15 protein-coding genes are annotated in these 15,463 nt (G+C 65.6%); 13 read left to right on the top strand and 2 right to left on the bottom strand.

The genetic code is table 11. The features are described 5' to 3' along the window. Nucleotides 1–209: 209 nt before the first annotated feature. A complete protein-coding gene (locus ACZYR5_RS25355; RefSeq protein ID WP_489092143.1) occupies nt 210–1,403 on the bottom strand; it encodes an acyl-CoA dehydrogenase family protein in 1,194 nt (397 codons plus the stop codon). Continuing rightward, nucleotides 1,400–2,572 carry an acyl-CoA dehydrogenase family protein gene (locus ACZYR5_RS25350; protein ID WP_489092142.1) on the bottom strand — a complete coding sequence of 391 codons (1,173 nt, stop codon included), beginning with the start codon at nt 2,570–2,572 and terminating at the stop codon, nt 1,400–1,402. The genes ACZYR5_RS25355 and ACZYR5_RS25350 overlap by 4 nt, the downstream gene beginning before the upstream one ends. A gap of 364 nt (nt 2,573–2,936) precedes the next feature. Here ACZYR5_RS25350 and ACZYR5_RS25345 point away from each other — a divergent pair, with 364 nt between their 5' ends. From ACZYR5_RS25345 to ACZYR5_RS25285, 13 genes are all read left to right on the top strand, one after another. After that, on the top strand, nt 2,937–3,827 hold the full coding sequence (locus ACZYR5_RS25345; RefSeq protein WP_489092141.1) for a VOC family protein: 891 nt from the start codon (nt 2,937–2,939) through the stop codon (nt 3,825–3,827). Nucleotides 3,828–3,839: 12 nt separating this feature from the next. Continuing rightward, the gene (locus ACZYR5_RS25340; protein ID WP_489092140.1) at nt 3,840–4,715 is read left to right on the top strand and encodes a CoA transferase subunit A; all 876 of its coding nucleotides are present in this window, start codon (nt 3,840–3,842) and stop codon (nt 4,713–4,715) included. A gap of 12 nt (nt 4,716–4,727) precedes the next feature. Further along, the gene (locus ACZYR5_RS25335) at nt 4,728–5,525 is read left to right on the top strand and encodes a CoA-transferase subunit beta (protein WP_489092139.1); all 798 of its coding nucleotides are present in this window, start codon (nt 4,728–4,730) and stop codon (nt 5,523–5,525) included. A 15-nt stretch (nt 5,526–5,540) separates the two neighbouring features. Further along, nucleotides 5,541–6,449 (top strand): enoyl-CoA hydratase, encoded by a 909-nt coding sequence (locus tag ACZYR5_RS25330; RefSeq protein WP_489092138.1) that lies wholly within the window; start codon nt 5,541–5,543, stop codon nt 6,447–6,449. Further along, a complete protein-coding gene (locus ACZYR5_RS25325; protein ID WP_489092137.1) occupies nt 6,446–7,558 on the top strand; it encodes an NAD(P)H-dependent flavin oxidoreductase in 1,113 nt (370 codons plus the stop codon). Before ACZYR5_RS25330 ends, ACZYR5_RS25325 begins: the two co-directional genes overlap by 4 nt. Next, nucleotides 7,555–8,307, top strand: coding sequence for an enoyl-CoA hydratase family protein (locus ACZYR5_RS25320; protein ID WP_489092136.1), 753 nt, complete (start codon nt 7,555–7,557; stop codon nt 8,305–8,307). Before ACZYR5_RS25325 ends, ACZYR5_RS25320 begins: the two co-directional genes overlap by 4 nt. A gap of 9 nt (nt 8,308–8,316) precedes the next feature. Then, nucleotides 8,317–9,480 (top strand): acyl-CoA dehydrogenase family protein, encoded by a 1,164-nt coding sequence (locus tag ACZYR5_RS25315; RefSeq protein ID WP_489092135.1) that lies wholly within the window; start codon nt 8,317–8,319, stop codon nt 9,478–9,480. A gap of 9 nt (nt 9,481–9,489) precedes the next feature. Next, on the top strand, nt 9,490–10,548 hold the full coding sequence (locus tag ACZYR5_RS25310; RefSeq protein WP_489092134.1) for an acyl-CoA dehydrogenase family protein: 1,059 nt from the start codon (nt 9,490–9,492) through the stop codon (nt 10,546–10,548). A 3-nt stretch (nt 10,549–10,551) separates the two neighbouring features. Then, nucleotides 10,552–11,703 (top strand): acetyl-CoA C-acetyltransferase, encoded by a 1,152-nt coding sequence (locus ACZYR5_RS25305; RefSeq protein ID WP_489092133.1) that lies wholly within the window; start codon nt 10,552–10,554, stop codon nt 11,701–11,703. A gap of 61 nt (nt 11,704–11,764) precedes the next feature. After that, entirely contained in the window at nt 11,765–12,643 is an 879-nt protein-coding gene (locus tag ACZYR5_RS25300) for an SDR family oxidoreductase (protein ID WP_489092132.1), read from the top strand. Nucleotides 12,644–12,936: 293 nt separating this feature from the next. After that, on the top strand, nt 12,937–13,722 hold the full coding sequence (locus ACZYR5_RS25295) for an SDR family oxidoreductase (RefSeq protein ID WP_489092131.1): 786 nt from the start codon (nt 12,937–12,939) through the stop codon (nt 13,720–13,722). 10 nt (nt 13,723–13,732) lie between these two features. Beyond that, nucleotides 13,733–14,203, top strand: coding sequence for a MaoC family dehydratase (locus ACZYR5_RS25290; protein WP_489092130.1), 471 nt, complete (start codon nt 13,733–13,735; stop codon nt 14,201–14,203). A 7-nt stretch (nt 14,204–14,210) separates the two neighbouring features. Then, nucleotides 14,211–15,419, top strand: a complete 1,209-nt coding sequence (locus tag ACZYR5_RS25285) for an acetyl-CoA C-acyltransferase (RefSeq protein WP_489092129.1) — start codon at nt 14,211–14,213, stop codon at nt 15,417–15,419. The last annotated feature ends 44 nt before the right edge of the window (nt 15,420–15,463 follow it).

The following is a 15,463-nucleotide window of genomic DNA, read 5'->3' as shown; positions in this document are numbered from 1 at the left end:
GTCAGTCACTGGTGATGGTGAATGTACCGGCCCCTTCGCGGGCAAGCCCGCTCCTACAGGGGATTTGGAGTGAATCCAGCATTTGTGATCGACGTGGGCCAACTGTAGGAGCGAGCCTGCTCGCGATGGCGGTGTGTCAGTCACCGGTGAGGGTGAATGAATCGGCCCCATCGCGAGCAAGTCGAGTCGTCGCAACCCCGCGCCTGCAATCAGCCGTTGACCCGCACTTCCCGCGGCATTCCCAGCGCCCGTTCGGCAATTACATTGCGCTGGATTTCATTACTGCCGCCGTAGATGGTATCGGAGCGAGTGAACAGGAACAGCGACTGCAGGCGGTTGAGCTGGTAGGGCGCGGCGTCGAGGATTTCTGCGGCGTCGCCCAGCACGTCCATGGCCAGTTTGCCGAGGTCGCTGTGCCAGGTGGACCAGGCGAGCTTGTAGATCATCGCTTCGCGCCCCAGGTTGCCGTCCTGCGGGCCGGACAACATGCGCAGCGAGTTGTAGCGCAAGACTTTGAGCCCGGCCCAGGCCTGGGCGATGCGTTGGCGCAGCAGCGGGTCCTGGGCAGCACCGTTGGCGCGGGCGATGCGGATCACTTCGTCGAGCTCATTCTGGAACTGCATCTGCTGGCCCAGCGTCGACACCCCGCGCTCGAACCCCAGCAGCGCCATGGCGATCTTCCAGCCGTCGCCCGGTTTGCCGATCAGATTGTCGGCATGGGTCACCGCCTGATCGAAGAACACTTCGTTGAACTCGCTGGTGCCGGTCAGTTGCTGGATCGGCTGCACGCGGATGTTGTCCTGGGCCATCAGCACCAGCAGGAACGACAAACCATGATGCCCCTGGCTACCCGGCTCGGTGCGCGCCAGCACGAAACACCAGTCGGCCTCGTGAGCCAGGGACGTCCAGACCTTCTGCCCGCTGATCAGCCAGTGTTCGCCGCTGTCGTCCAGTCGGGCGCGGGTCTGCACGTTGGCCAGGTCAGAACCGGCACCCGGCTCCGAATAGCCCTGGCACCAGTACTGGCTGCCGTCGAGGATCCCGGGCAACAGGCGTTGCTGCTGGGCCGGGGTGCCGAAGGCGGCGAGGGTCGGACCGACCAAGCCTTCGCCGATATGGCCCATGCGCCCCGGGCCGCCGGCGCGGGCGTATTCCTCGTGGAAGATCACCTGCTGACTGATCGACAGACCGCGTCCGCCATGCTCCCTGGCCCAGCCCACGCCGATCCAGGCGCCGCTGGCCAGCTCGCGCTCCCAGGCTTTGCGTTCTTCGGGATAGCTGTGCTCATCCCCCGGCCCGCCGCGAAAGCGCAAGGCCGCGAACTCGCCACTCAGGTGTTCGGCCAGCCATTGCGCGACTTCCTCACGGAACGCCTCGTCGGCAGCACTGAATCCGATTTTCATGCGTGTTCTCCCAGTAAATGTGCGGCCAGGCGCTCGCGGTGCAGCGCCGGATTCCCCAGCAGTTGTTCGCTGGCGCGGGCGCGTTTGAAGTACAGGTGCGGGTCGTATTCCCAGGTGAAACCGACGCCGCCGTGCAGTTGGATCGACTCGCTGGCGCAATGGAAAAACCCTTCGCTGGCGTGGATCTTCGCGGTGGCAGCTGCCAGCTCGAGCTCACTGATCACCGCCGCGTCACCCTGCGGATCGAGGCGTTCCTGGGCCACGCAGGCGGCGTAGTAGGCCGCCGAACGCGCGCATTCGACCTGCAGCATCATGTCGGCGCAGCGATGCTTGATCGCCTGGAAACTGGCGATGGTCCGCTTGAACTGGCGGCGTTCGCCGATGTAGGCCAGGGTCAGGTCGAGGGCCTGTTGCGCGCCTCCGGTCTGTTCGGCGGCGAGGCCGCAGGTAGCGATCAGCAAGGTGTCGCGCAGCACCGCCCAGCCCTGTTCCGGGCCGCACAGGCGTTGCGCTTCGCTGAGCTTGACCTGCTGCAGGTCGATGCGCGCCAGGCGTCGGGTCTGGTCGAGGGTTGGCAGCGGCGTGCGGACCAGTCCCGGGGTGTCGGCCGCTATCACAAACAGGCTGATGCCTTTTTCGTCGTGGGTGCCTGGGGTTCGGGCGGCGACCACCAGCAGGTCGGCCGAGGCGCCATCGATCACTTGCGCGTACTGGCCGTCCAGAGTCCAGCCGTCGGGCTGAGGTTGTGCCAGGGTTTGCACACTGCTGGCGCTGAGTCCGGGGGTGCTGGCGAAGGCCAGGGTGGCACGGGCTTCACCGGCGGCGATCGCGCCCAGCCAATGCTCCTGCAAGGCCTCGTTATCACCCAGCAACAGGGCCGGGGTGGCCAGGCAAGCGGTGGCGAAAAGCGGCGAGCCGAGCAGGTAACGCCCGCTTTGCTCGAGCAGGATCGCCAGTTCGACAAACCCCAGGCCCATGCCGCCAAACCGCTCCGGGACCATCAGCGCCGGCCAGTACAGCTCCTGGCCGATCCGTTGCCAGACCTCGGGGTCATGGCCGTGCGCGCTGCTCATCGCCGCGCGCACGGCATGCGAGTCGCTGGCCTGGGCGAGGAAGCGCTCGGCACTGTCGCGAATCATCAGGTGTTCTTCGGTAAAAGCGAACTCCATGGGGCTGTCTCTGCAAGGCGGATGGATGAGGTAAGTCTGGGGCGGGCGGGGGCGGTTGGAATCATTAAAACGGACTAGGAGTGGTGCCTTGCGCAGGCCCTGCAGATCTGTGGTGGATGTTGCATTGATCTACGACTCGGACCCTGTAGGAGCTGGCTTGCGTAGGAGCTGGCTTGCCAGCGAAGGGGGCGTCACATTCAACATCACCGTTGCCTGTGATACCGCCTTCGCTGGCAAGCCAGCTCCTACAGGGGAGGGGGTATGCGGCTCATGACGATGCTTAGTCTCAACGGACGATGAAGCCCGGCCTGGCGCTTTGCACAATGCACGCCACGCAAGCCCTTCAGCCCACGAGGACCCAGGCATGATCGACATTCGCGGTTTGAGCTATTTCGTCTCGCAGATCGAAAACCTCAGCCAATGGCAGCGTTACGCCGAAGACGTGCTCGGCATGCAAGTGCAGCCGGCGCCAGGCGGTGGTTTGTACGTGAAGATGGACGAGCGGCCGTTTCGCATGCTGATCGTCGAAGGCAGCGAAGCGCGTTACCTGGCCTCCGGTTGGGAACTGGCCAGTGAATCGGCGTTCAAGGCCGCCCTCGAGCACCTGAACGCCAACGGCATCGAACACCAGCCAGGCACCGCCGCCGAGATCGAGCAACGGGGCGTGCAGGCGCTGGTGAAGGTTACTGACCCCTCCGGCAACGTCCACGAGCTGAGCTGGGGCCATCGCTCCGATTGCCTGCCCTTCGTCTCGCCACAAGGCGTGCCGCGTTTTATCACCGGCGACATGGGCCTGGGTCACACCGTGCTGCCGGCGCCGAATTTCGATGCGACCCTGGCGTTCGCCAAGGACGTGCTCGGCTTTGCACTGTCGGACATTTTCAACTTCCGTCCCGACCCTTCGGCGCCAGCGATCCGCATTCACTTCTTGCACTGCCAGAACGCCCGCCACCACAGCCTGGCGCTGGCCGAATACCCGGTGCCGTCGGGTTGCGTACACGTGATGGTCGAGGTCGATTCGATGACCGAAGTCGGCCGCGCCCACGACCGTCTGCGCGCCCATGAAGGCAGGCTGTCGGCGACCCTCGGCCAGCACCTCAACGACCGCATGACCAGCTTCTACATGAAGACGCCGTCCGGTTTCGACCTGGAATACGGCTACGGCGGCCTGCAGGTCGACTGGGCCGAACACTCGGCATTCGAATTCACCCGCGTGAGCATTTGGGGGCACGACTTTTCGGTCGGCCAACAGTAAGGGATTGTCATGATGAACAAACAACTGACGGCGGCCGATGCGGTCGCTCAACTGCGCGATGGCATGACCATCGGTTTCGGTGGCTGGGGTCCGCGGCGCAAGCCAATGGCGATCGTGCGCGAGATCCTGCGTTCACCGGTCAAGGACCTGACCGTGGTCGCCTACGGCGGTCCGGAAGTCGGCATGCTCTGCGCAGCCGGCAAGGTCAAGAAGCTGGTGTTCGGCTTCGCCACCCTCGATGCGATTCCGCTGGAACCCTACTACCGCAAGGCCCGCGAGGCCGGCGAGCTGGAGTTGCTGGAGCTCGACGAAGGCATGTTCCAGTGGGGCCTGCGCGCCGCTGGTATGCGCCTGCCGTTCCTGCCGACCCGCTGCGGCCTGGCCACTGACGTGACGCGCCTCAATCCGCAACTCAAGACCGTCCAGTCGCCTTACACCGATGGCGAGGTGTTGCTGGCAATGCCGGCACTCAATCTCGACGTGGCGTTCCTCCATGTCAACGTCGCCGACCGCCTGGGCAATTGCCTGGTGACCGGCCCGGACCCGTATTTCGATCACCTGTTCGCCCGCGCTGCCGAGCAGTGCTTTGTCTCCTGCGAACAGCTCGAAGAGCGTCTTGAGCTGACGGCCGAGCAGGCCCGTGGCAACACTTTCGAGCGCTACCTGGTCAGCGGCGTGGTGCACGCACCCCTCGGCGCCCACCCGACCAGTTGCGCCCCGGACTATGGCTGGGACATGAAACACCTCAAGGGTTATGTCGCCAGCAGCCAGGCCGAGAACGGCTGGCAGGACTATGTGCAGACCTACATCGCCGCCGGCGAGCAGGCCTACCAGGCACAGAACGGCGGTGCCGCTTCCATGGGCGCCTTGCCCCTTCCCGTGTTCTGAGGATTCGCGATTATGTCTGCAACCTGTGATTTCACCCTCGCTGAATTGATGATCGTCGCCGCCTCCGAAGCCTGGCGCGGCAACGGCGAAGTGATCGCTTCCGGCCTCGGCGTGATCCCGCGCCTGGGCGCCAGCCTGGCGAAACTGACCCACAGCCCGGAACTGTTGATGACCGACAGCGAGGCGTTCCTGGTCGAAGAGCCGATCCCCCTCGGCCCGCGTGGCGACTTCGTGCCGCGTTACTCCGGCTACATGTCCTTCGAGCGGGTCTTCGAATGCGTGTGGGGCGGGCGTCGCCACGCGATGATCGGCCCGACCCAGATCGACCGCTGGGGCCAGACCAACCTGTCCTGCGTCGGTGATTACCAGAAGCCGAAAACCGCGATCCTCGGCGTGCGCGGCTTGCCCGGCAACAGCATCAACCACCGCAATTCGTTTTTCGTTCCCAGCCACAACAGCCGGGTATTCGTCAGCGGCGAGGTGGACATGGTCTCCGGCGTCGGCTTCCGCGCCGAGCGTTGGCCCCAGGGTGTGCGGCGCGACCTGATGGACATCCATTGGGTGGTCAGCGACCTCTGCGTCCTCGATTTCAACGGCCCGGAACGCGCGGTGCAGGTGCTGTCGCTGCATCCCGGCGTGAGCTTCGAACAGGTCCAGGACAACACCGGCTTCCCGTTGCTCAAGTCGGCGCAACTGCGCGAGACCGCGCACCCGACTGCGGAGCAACTGGCGCTGATTCGTCGCCTCGATCCCCATGACTACCGCGCCTCGGCGATCAAGGGTAATCCGTCCGGCATCCGCACGGCCTGAACCAGGGAGACGCCCATGTACAGCAGCGACAGTGAATTTATCGTCCGCGAGGACAAGGCCGTCTACGAGACGGACACCCCGGTGCTGTACAGCGTGGCCGAAGGCATCGCCACGCTGACGCTGAACCGGCCGACCTTCAACAATGCGCAGAACTCGCAGATGACTTACGCCCTCGATGCCGCGCTGCGCCAGGCGGTGGACGACGACAGCGTCAAGGTCATCGTCCTGCGTGGCAATGGCAAGCACTTCTCGGCGGGCCATGACATCGGCACCCCGGGGCGCGACATCGACAAGCCGTTCGAGCGCGCGCACCTGTGGTGGGACCACACCAACAAGCCCGGCGGCGAGCAGCTGTACGCCCGCGAGCAGGAGGTGTACCTGGGCATGTGCCGGCGCTGGCGCGAGCTGCCCAAGCCGACCATCGCCATGGTCCACGGTGCCTGCGTGGCCGGTGGGCTGATGCTGGCCTGGGTCTGCGACTTGATCGTCGCCAGCGACGACGCGTTCTTCCAGGACCCGGTGGTGCGCATGGGCATTCCGGGGGTGGAGTATTTCGCCCATCCCTATGAAATGAACCCGCGCATCGCCAAGGAATTCCTCTTCACCGGTGACCGCATGAGCGCCGCACGCGCCTATGCGGTGGGCATGGTCAATCGGCTGGTGCCCCGCGACGAGCTGGAACAGGCGACTTATGCCCTGGCCGCCGGCATCGCCCGTCAGCCGCGCATGGGCCTGGCGCTGACCAAGCAGGCGATCAACCACGTCGAAGACCTGCAGGGTAAACGCACGGCCATGGATGCGGTGTTCGCCTGGCACCACTTTGCCCATGCCCACAACGAGCTGCTGTCCGGCGACAAGCTGGGGGGCTTCGACGCCAAGGGCATGGCGCAGGCCAACAAGCAGGCCGAGGGCGAGCGCCAATGAACCGCTGGCTCGATACGCCATTGACCACCGCCCTCGGCTGCCGCTACCCGATAGTGCAGACCGCCATGGGCTGGGTCGCCGACGCCAACCTGGTGATTGCCACCACCGAGGCTGGCGGCTTTGGTTTTCTCGCCGGTGCGACCATTGCCAGCGACCAACTGGAGGGCGAGATCCGCAAGGTGATCGCCGCCACTGGCGGGAGTAATTTCGGCCTCAACTTTCATATGTTCCAGGACAACGCCGCACAGTGCGTCGACCTGGCGATCCAGTACCGCCTGCGCGCGGTGAGCTACGGCCGTGGCCCGGACAAACAGACCATCGCCCGCTTCAAGGCCGCCAACGTGTTGTGCATCCCCACGGTCGGCGCCTTGAAACACGCGATCAAGGCGGTGGAACTGGGGGCTGACCTGATCACCATCCAGGGCGGCGAGGGTGGCGGTCATACCGGCGGCGTGCCGAGTTCGATCCTGCTGCCCCAGGTGCTCGCGGCGGTCAAGGTGCCGGTGATTGCCGCCGGTGGATTCGCCACCGGCCGTGGCCTGGCCTCGGTGCTGGCCGCCGGCGGTGCCGGGATCGCCATGGGCACGCGGTTCCTGATGACCCGTGAATCGCCGACCCCGGCCGCAACCCTGGAACGCTACCTCAAGGTCAACGATCCGCAGCAGGTGCGCGTGACCCTGGCGGTGGACGGCATGCGCCACCGGATGATCGAAAACCGCTTCATCAATCACCTCGAGCGGGCCAGCGCCTTTGGCCGTTTGCGCATTGCCCTGGGCAGCGCCTGGTCGTGGAAACAGCAGACCGGCATGAGCCTGGGGCACATGGCGGCGGTGTTCATCCGCGCCTTGCGCGAAGACCCGGCCGCACTGTCCCAGGTGGTCATGGCCGCGAACCAGCCGGTGCTGTTGCAGCGCTCGATGGTCGATGGCGTGCCGGACGAGGGCATCCTGCCCAGCGGCCAGGTCGCTGCGGCCATCGGCGAATTGCTCAGTTGCCGCGAAGTCATCGAAGGCATCGCCAACGAGGCCCAGCAGTGCCTGGATGCGCTGCTGGCGCGCAGTCAGCCCGTTTCCTCGAATCCACCCGTCAGCATTGGAGCCTCCCTGTGAACCAGGCCTTTAGCACACAACTCAATCAGGGCATCGCTGAACTGGTGATCGCCAAACCGCCGGTCAACGCCCTCGACAGCCAGGAATGGCAGGCCCTGGCGCGGCAGATCGACGCCCTCGGTGCCGACCCCGAAGTGCGGGTGATCGTGATTCGCGCCGAAGGCCGCGGCTTCTGTGCCGGCGTCGACATCAAGGAGCTGGACAAGCACCCCGAGCGCATCGTCGAGGTCAACGCCGGCAATTACGCGACCTTCAAGGCCGTACACCGCAACCCGGTGCCGGTGATTGTCGCGGTGCATGGCTTCGTCCTCGGCGGCGGCATCGGCATCACCGGGGCGGCGGACATTGTCATCGCCTCTGAGTGCGCGACCTTTGCCTTGCCGGAAGTCGACCGTGGCGCCATGGGCGGCGGCGCGCATTTGCAGCGGCTGTTCCCGGTGCAAAAAGTCCGCTACCTGTTCTTCACCGGCGAGCAGATCGGCGCCCGCGAGGCCCTGCAGTACGGCTTTATCGAGCGCATTGTCAGCAAGGAGCAACTGCGCGAAACCGCCCTTGAGATCGCGGCGAAAATCGCGGCGAAAAGCCCGGGGATGATCCGCATCGCCAAGGAAGCCCTGAACGGCATCGAAGACGGCAACCTCGAGGACAAATACCGCTGGGAGCAGGGCTTCACCATGCAGGCCTATAGCAGCCCGGACTCTGCGGAAACGCGCCGGGCCTTCGTCGAAAAACGCGACGCCAAGTTCTGAGATCACCCCATGGACCTGACTTACACCCCCAAGCAAAACGCTTTCCGCGCCGAAGTCCGCGCCTGGCTGGCGGACAATCTGCCGCGCGAGCCGCTGGCCAGCTACGACACCCGCGAAGGTTTTGAACAGCACCGCGCCTGGGAGGCCAAGCTGTTCGAAAGCCGCTGGTCGATGGTGATGTGGCCGGCCGAGCTCGGCGGGCGCGGTTGCGACCTGATCGAGTGGCTGATTTTCGAGGAAGAGTATTACGGTGCCGGCGCGCCGATGCGCGTCAACCAGAACGGCCAGCTGTTGCTCGGCCCGACCCTGATGGAATTCGGCACCGCCGAGCAGAAACGCCGCTTCCTGCCACGCATGGCCGCCAGCCTCGACATGTGGGCGCAAGGCTGGTCGGAGCCGAACGCCGGTTCCGACATGGCGGCGATCACCAGCAAGGCCGTGCTCGACGGTGATCATTACGTAATCAACGGCCAGAAAACCTGGTCGACCCGGGCGATCTATGCCGACTGGCTGTTCGGCCTGTTCCGCAGCGAGCCGGGCTCGAGCCGGCACCACGGCCTGTCGTTCATCATGGTGCCGCTGGACACGCCGGGCGTGAGCATCCGGCCGATCAAGGCACTCAACGGCAAGGATGCCTTCGCCGAAGTGTTCTTCGACGACGTGCGTGTGCCGGTGGGCAATCGCATTGGCGCCGACGGGCAGGGCTGGCACGTGGCGATGGCCACCGCCGGTTTCGAGCGCGGCCTGCTGCTGCGTTCGCCGGCACGCTTCCAGGCCACCGCGCGCAAGTTGGTCGAACTGTACAAGGCGCACCGCGCCAGCGCCGACCGCGATCCGGGCCTGCGCGATGCGGTGCTGGAGACCTGGATGGGTGCCGAGGCCTATGCCTTGTCGGCCTATTACACGGTGGGGCGCCTGAGTCGTGGCGAGCAGATCGGCGCCGAGTCGAGCATCAACAAGATCATCTGGTCGGAACTGGACCTGAAGATGCACGAGACCGCCATGCGCATTCTGGGCGCCCGCGGCGAGCTGGTGAACAAGGGCGCAACGGCCGATGACGCGGCGGGTTGGCTGGAGGGCTTCCTGTTTGCCCAGTCCGGGCCGATCTACGCCGGCACCAACGAGATCCAGCGCAACATCATTGCCGAGCGCATGCTCGGCCTGCCGAAATAAGGAACCGCCATGGACTTCACTTTCAACGATGACCAGCTGGCGTTCCGCGAAGCCATCAGTCGTTTCCTGATGACCGAAGCCGCCCCCGAGATGCTGCGCGAGATCTGGGAAACCGATGTCGGGCGTTCCCGCGACTTGCGCAACAAAATCGCCGAACAAGGCCTGACCGCGCTGTCGGTGCCCGAGGCCGAAGGCGGCCTCGGCATGGACGACGTCACCTGGGCGCTGATGACCCAGGAACTGGGCTACTACGCGATTCCCGATTCCCTGGCCGACACCGCCTATGTTGCCGCCGGCCTGCTCGCCGCGCTGCCGAGCGAGCATCCGGCCCGTGCCGAACTGCTGCCGCGCATCGCCGATGGCAGCCTGCGCCTGGCCATCAGTCACCCGGTCAATGCGCTGGTCAGCGATGCGCAGTTGGCGGAAGTGCTGATTCTCACCGATGGCGATGAAGTGCACGTGGTGCCGCGCTCGCAAGTGGATGTGCAAAGCCACGTCAGTATCGATGCGTCACGGCGCCTGGGGCAGGTGTCCTGGACGCCGACGCCGGCCAGCTGCATTGCCAGTGGCGAATTGGGTCGGGCGTTGCAGGCGCGCTTGCTGGACCGAGGGGCGCTGTCGGTGGCCGGGCAATTGCTCGGGCTGGCGCAACGCATGCTCGACCTGTCGGTGGACTACGTGGCCCAGCGCAAGCAGTTCGGCAAGCCGATCGGCAGCTTCCAGGCGGTCAAGCATCACCTGGCCGATGTCGCCCGCGCCATCGAGCAGGCCAAGCCGGTGCTGTACCGCGCCGCCCATGCCCTGGCCCGCGGCGATGTGAATGCCGGCGCCTGGGTCTCGCAAGCGCGACTGGCGGCCAACGAAGCCAGCTGGATCGCGGCGCGCAAGGGCATCCAGGTACACGGCGCGATGGGGTACACCTGGGAAGTCGATCTGCAGATGTTCATGAAGCGCGCCTGGGCCCTCGATGCGTCCTGGGGCGACCGTGGTTTTCACAAGACCCGTGTCAGCGACTACCTGTTCGCCGACGCTACCGGCCTGGGGCCGGGACATACTTTCGAGGAATGAGTCATGGCCCAAGCCTATATCGTTGATGCCCTGCGCAGCCCCACCGGCAAGCGCAAGGGCGCCCTGAGCGCGATCCACGCCATCGACCTCGGCGCCCATGTGCTCAAGGCGCTGGTGGAACGCAACGCGATCCCGGCCGAGGATTACGACGACGTGATCTTCGGCTGCGTCGACACCATTGGCTCCCAGGCCGGCGACATCGCCCGCACCAGTTGGCTGGCGGCCGGGTTGCCGCTGACCGTGCCCGGGACCACGGTCGATCGCCAGTGCGGTTCGTCGCAACAGGCCCTGCATTTCGCCGCGCAGGCGGTGATGAGCGGCACCCAGGACGTGGTTGCGGTGGGTGGGGTGCAGACCATGACCCAGATCCCGATTTCCTCGGCGATGCTCGCCGGTCAGCCGCTGGGCTTCAGCGATCCGTTCTCCGGCAGCGTCGGCTGGCGTGCGCGCTTCGGCCAGCAGCCGGTGAATCAGTTCTACGCCGCGCAACGGATTGCCGACCACTGGAACATCAGCCGCGAGCAGATGGAAGCCTTCGCCCTGACCAGCCACGAGCGTGCCCTGGCGGCCACCGCCAGCGGTCGCTTTGCCCGGGAAATCGTCAGCTGCCACGGCCTGGCGGTGGACGAGACGCCACGCCAGAGCAGCCTGGCGAAGATGGCCGAGTTGCAACCGGTGGATCCGCAGTTCCCGTCGATCACGGCGGCGGTGTCGAGCCAGACCTGCGACGCCTCGGCGGCCTTGCTGGTGGTCTCCGAGGCGGCGCTCAAGCGCTACGACCTGACGCCGCGGGCACGGATCCATCAGTTGACGGTGCTGGGTGATGATCCGATCTGGCACCTCACGGCGCCGATTGCCGCGACCCGCAAGGCCCTGGCCAAAAGCGGCCTGAGCATGGCCGACATCGACCGGGTGGAAATCAACGAAGCCTTCGCTTCGGTGGTGATGGCCTGGGCCAAGGAGCTGGATTACGACCCGGCCCGCACCAACGTCAACGGCGGCGCGATTGCCCTCGGCCATCCGCTGGGGGCCACCGGTGCGCGCCTGATGACCACGCTGCTCAACGAACTGGAATGCAGCGGCGGCCGTTATGGCCTGCAGACCATGTGCGAAGGCGGCGGCCAGGCCAACGTGACGATCATCGAGCGTTTGTAATTTTTTCCTTTCTGGCCGGCGTTTCCGGACGTTCGGCCCATTCGTCTTCAAGGAGTCAAGCATGTCCATTTGTGCAGACCGCACCGTGATCATCACCGGGGCCGGCGGTGGCCTCGGTCGCGCCTACGCCCTGGCTTTCGCTGCGCAGGGCGCCAATGTGGTGGTCAACGATATCCGCGCCGACGCCGCCGAAGACGTGGCCGGCGAGATCCGCGCCAACGGCGGCCAGGCCATCGCCAACAGCGACGACATCACCACCCTCGACACCGCGCAACGCATTGTCGATGCGGCCCTGGCGGCGTTCGGCGAAGTGCATGTGCTGATCAATAACGCCGGGGTGCTGCGCGATCGCATGTTCATCAGCCTCAGCGAAGAGGATTGGGACATGGTCATGCGCGTGCACCTCAAGGGGCATTACTGCCTGGCCAACATCCTCGGCCGACGCTGGCGCGACCTGGCCAAGGCCGGCACGCCAGTGGATGCGCGGATCATCAACACCAGCTCCGGCGCCGGCTTGCAGGGTTCGGTGGGGCAGTCGAATTATTCGGCGGCCAAGGGCGGTATCGCGGCCTTGACCCTGGTGCAGGCGGCGGAGCTGGCGCGCTACGGCGTCACCGCCAACGCCCTGGCCCCGGCCGCACGCACCTCAATGACCGAAAGCGCGATGCCCGATGTGGTGAAAAAGCCCGAAGACGGCAGCTTCGATGCCTGGGCCGCGGAGAACGTCGCGCCGCTGGTGGTGTGGCTCGGCAGCCCGGCGTCGGCCCATGTCAGCGGCCAGGTGTTCGAAAGCCAGGGCGGGCGGATCTCCCTGGGCGACGGCTGGCGCACCGGCGTCACCCGCGACAAGGGCGCGTTGTGGCAGGTCGAGGAAATTGGCGAAGCGGTAAACGCCATCCTCGCCGAAGCGCCGAAAGCGCAGCGGGTCTGGGGTAGCTGACCCGCGTAGGAGCCGGCCTGCCGGCGAAGGCGTCCTTGAGAACGCTGAAAGCTTCGCTGGCAAGCCAGCTCCTACAAGATTGCTTTCGCTGGCAAGCCAGCTCCTACAAGGGGTGATCGCAGATTTTTGTGACCTGTAGGAGCCGGCTTGCCGGCGAAGGCGTCCTTGAGAACGCTGAAAGCTTCGCTGGCAAGCCAGCTCCTACAAAAGTGGTTTCTACCCCATTTTGACGATGTGCCCCCACCACCCCCCGGGTTCAACTACCGCCATTGATTCCTTCGGAGGTAGACCCTGTGAGACAAGCCCCCCCTTATGTGCCCGGTCATCAGTTGCTGGCCGGCAAGTCGGTGTTGATTACGGCGGCGGCCGGTGCCGGGATTGGTTATTCGGCGGCGCGGCGCAGTGCCGAGGAGGGGTGCCGGGCGCTGATGATTTCCGATGTACATCCGCGCCGTCTCGAGGAAGCGGTCGAGCGCCTGAAGGCCGAGACCGGGTTGCAGGCGATCTACGGCCAGCTGTGCAACGTCACGGTCGAGGACGAAGTCCAGGCGTTGGTGACGGCCGCCGAAGAAGCGCTGGGCGGGGTCGATGTGTTGATCAACAACGCCGGCCTCGGCGGCCAGAAACGCGTGGTCGAGATGGGCGACGAAGAGTGGCAACGGGTGCTGGATGTGACACTCACCGGCACCTTCCGCATGACCCGCGCCATGCTCCCGCACATGCAGCGCCGTGGCGCTGGGGCGATCGTCAACAACGCCTCGGTGCTCGGTTGGCGGGCGCAGAAGGAGCAGGCGCATTACGCCGCCGCCAAGGCCGGGGTGATGGCCCTGACCCGTTGCAGCGCCCTCGAAGCCGCCGAGTTCGGCGTACGCATCAACGCCGTGTCACCCTCGATTGCCCTGCACGACTTCCTGAAGAAAGCCTCCAGCGAAGAACTGCTCGCCAGCCTCGCCGGACGCGAAGCCTTCGGTCGTGCGGCGGAAGTCTGGGAAGTGGCCAACGTGATGATGTTCCTCGCCAGCGACTACGCCTCGTACATGGTCGGCGAAGTGCTGTCCGTCAGTTCGCAGCAGGCATGAGGATCCGCCCATGACCCACGTATTCAGTTCTGCCGAAGATCTGCTCGGCGCAGAAGGCCTGGACCTCGGCCACACCGAATGGCTGACCATCGACCAGCAGCGTATCGACCTGTTCGCCGAAGCCACCAGCGACCACCAGTGGATTCACGTCGACCCGGTGCGCGCTGCCAGCGGCCCGTTTGGCGCCTGCATTGCCCACGGCTACCTCACCCAGTCCCTGGCCAACCTGTTCATGCCGCAACTGATGACCCTCGAGAATATGGCGATGGGCGTCAATTACGGCAGCGACCGCGTGCGCTTTCCGGCGCCGGTCAAGGTCGATTCGCAGGTGCGCGGCAGCGGCCGGATCATCCGCGCCGAACTGCTGGGCGATGCCGTGCAAGTGATTGTGCGCATCACGGTGGAAGTCGAGGGCCAGGCCCGTCCCGGTTGCGTGATCGACACCATCAGCCGCTACACCTTCAACCCCCATTTCAAGTGAGCCCGTCATGGACCAGAATGAAGTCGTCATAGTCGCCACCGCCCGTACCGCGCTGGCCAAGTCGTTCCGCGGATCGTTCAACGACACCGAGGCCCCGGTGCTTGGCGGTCATGTGGTGCGCGCGGTGGTCGAGCGCGCCGGGATCGATCCGGCGCAAGTCGAGGACGTGATCATGGGCGCCGCCGTGCAGCAGGGCACCCAGGGCTACAACATCGGCCGGCTCTGCGCCTACACCGGTGGCTTGCCGGACAGCGTGCCGGGCATGGCCCTGGACCGGATGTGCGCCTCGGGCCTGATGAGCATCGGCGTCGCCGCCAAAAACATCATCAGCGGCGAGATGAACATCGCCATCGGTGGCGGCGTCGAGTCGCTGTCGCTGACCCAGAACAAGCACAAGAACAGCTACCGCTCGCAGTCCGAAGCGGTACTGCAGGTGATGCCCAGCGCCTACATCCCGATGATCGAGACGGCCGAGATCGTCTCCCGTCGCTATGGCATCAGCCGCGCTGCCCAGGACGAATACTCCCTGCAAAGCCAACTGCGCACCGCCGCTGCGCAGCGCGATGGACTGTTCGATGAGGAGATCGTCAGCCTCAGCGTCGACAAGTTATTGTTCGCCGCCGACGGCCAGCCCAATGGACATGAGCGCGTGCAGGTCAGCCGTGACGAGTGCAACCGGCCCAACACCCGCCTCGAAGATCTGGCCGGACTGAAACCGGTGTGGAAGGACGGCAAGTGGGTCGGCCAGGGCGAATTCGTCACTGCCGGTAACGCCTCGCAGTTCTCCGATGGCGCCGCCGCCAGCTTGCTGATGAGCCGTGCCGAGGCGCGTCGCCGTGGCCTGACGCCACTGGGCATTTACCGCGGTATCGCCGTCGGTGGCTGCGCGCCGGAGGAAATGGGCATCGGTCCGGTGATCGCCATTCCCAAGCTGCTCAAGCGCTTTGGCCTGGGCATTGCCGATATCGGGTTGTGGGAGATCAACGAGGCGTTCGCCAGCCAGGTCCTGCACTGCCGTGATGCCCTGCAGATCCCAGCCGAGCGCCTGAACGTCAACGGCGGGGCGATTGCCATCGGGCATCCGTTCGGCATGTCCGGTGCGCGGATGGTCGGCCACGCCTTGCTCGAGGGGCGCCGGCGCGGCGTGCGCTACGTGGTGATCGCCATGTGCATCGGAGGTGGCATGGGTGCTGCAGGGCTGTTCGAGCTGCCATAACGCATCGCGCTGCACATTCAATCCATGAGGGCCTGGCAGCCAGG

The organism is Pseudomonas sp. F007 (assembly GCF_057814275.1).
Note: the sequence above shows the minus strand (reverse complement) of the source record. Positions and strands in the feature narration are given on the sequence as shown.

What these genes read in the sequence shown, in the direction of transcription:
- ACZYR5_RS25350 (WP_489092142.1), bottom strand. Translation starts at nt 2,572, where the DNA reads ATGGAGTTCGCTTTTACCGAAGAACACCTGATGATTCGCGACAGTGCC.
- ACZYR5_RS25310 (WP_489092134.1), top strand. Translation starts at nt 9,490, where the DNA reads ATGGACTTCACTTTCAACGATGACCAGCTGGCGTTCCGCGAAGCCATC.
- ACZYR5_RS25330 (WP_489092138.1), top strand. Translation starts at nt 5,541, where the DNA reads ATGTACAGCAGCGACAGTGAATTTATCGTCCGCGAGGACAAGGCCGTC.
- ACZYR5_RS25305 (WP_489092133.1), top strand. Translation starts at nt 10,552, where the DNA reads ATGGCCCAAGCCTATATCGTTGATGCCCTGCGCAGCCCCACCGGCAAG.
- ACZYR5_RS25285 (WP_489092129.1), top strand. Translation starts at nt 14,211, where the DNA reads ATGGACCAGAATGAAGTCGTCATAGTCGCCACCGCCCGTACCGCGCTG.
- ACZYR5_RS25335 (WP_489092139.1), top strand. Translation starts at nt 4,728, where the DNA reads ATGTCTGCAACCTGTGATTTCACCCTCGCTGAATTGATGATCGTCGCC.
- ACZYR5_RS25300 (WP_489092132.1), top strand. Translation starts at nt 11,765, where the DNA reads ATGTCCATTTGTGCAGACCGCACCGTGATCATCACCGGGGCCGGCGGT.
- ACZYR5_RS25355 (WP_489092143.1), bottom strand. Translation starts at nt 1,403, where the DNA reads ATGAAAATCGGATTCAGTGCTGCCGACGAGGCGTTCCGTGAGGAAGTC.
- ACZYR5_RS25315 (WP_489092135.1), top strand. Translation starts at nt 8,317, where the DNA reads ATGGACCTGACTTACACCCCCAAGCAAAACGCTTTCCGCGCCGAAGTC.
- ACZYR5_RS25290 (WP_489092130.1), top strand. Translation starts at nt 13,733, where the DNA reads ATGACCCACGTATTCAGTTCTGCCGAAGATCTGCTCGGCGCAGAAGGC.
- ACZYR5_RS25345 (WP_489092141.1), top strand. Translation starts at nt 2,937, where the DNA reads ATGATCGACATTCGCGGTTTGAGCTATTTCGTCTCGCAGATCGAAAAC.
- ACZYR5_RS25340 (WP_489092140.1), top strand. Translation starts at nt 3,840, where the DNA reads ATGAACAAACAACTGACGGCGGCCGATGCGGTCGCTCAACTGCGCGAT.
- ACZYR5_RS25325 (WP_489092137.1), top strand. Translation starts at nt 6,446, where the DNA reads ATGAACCGCTGGCTCGATACGCCATTGACCACCGCCCTCGGCTGCCGC.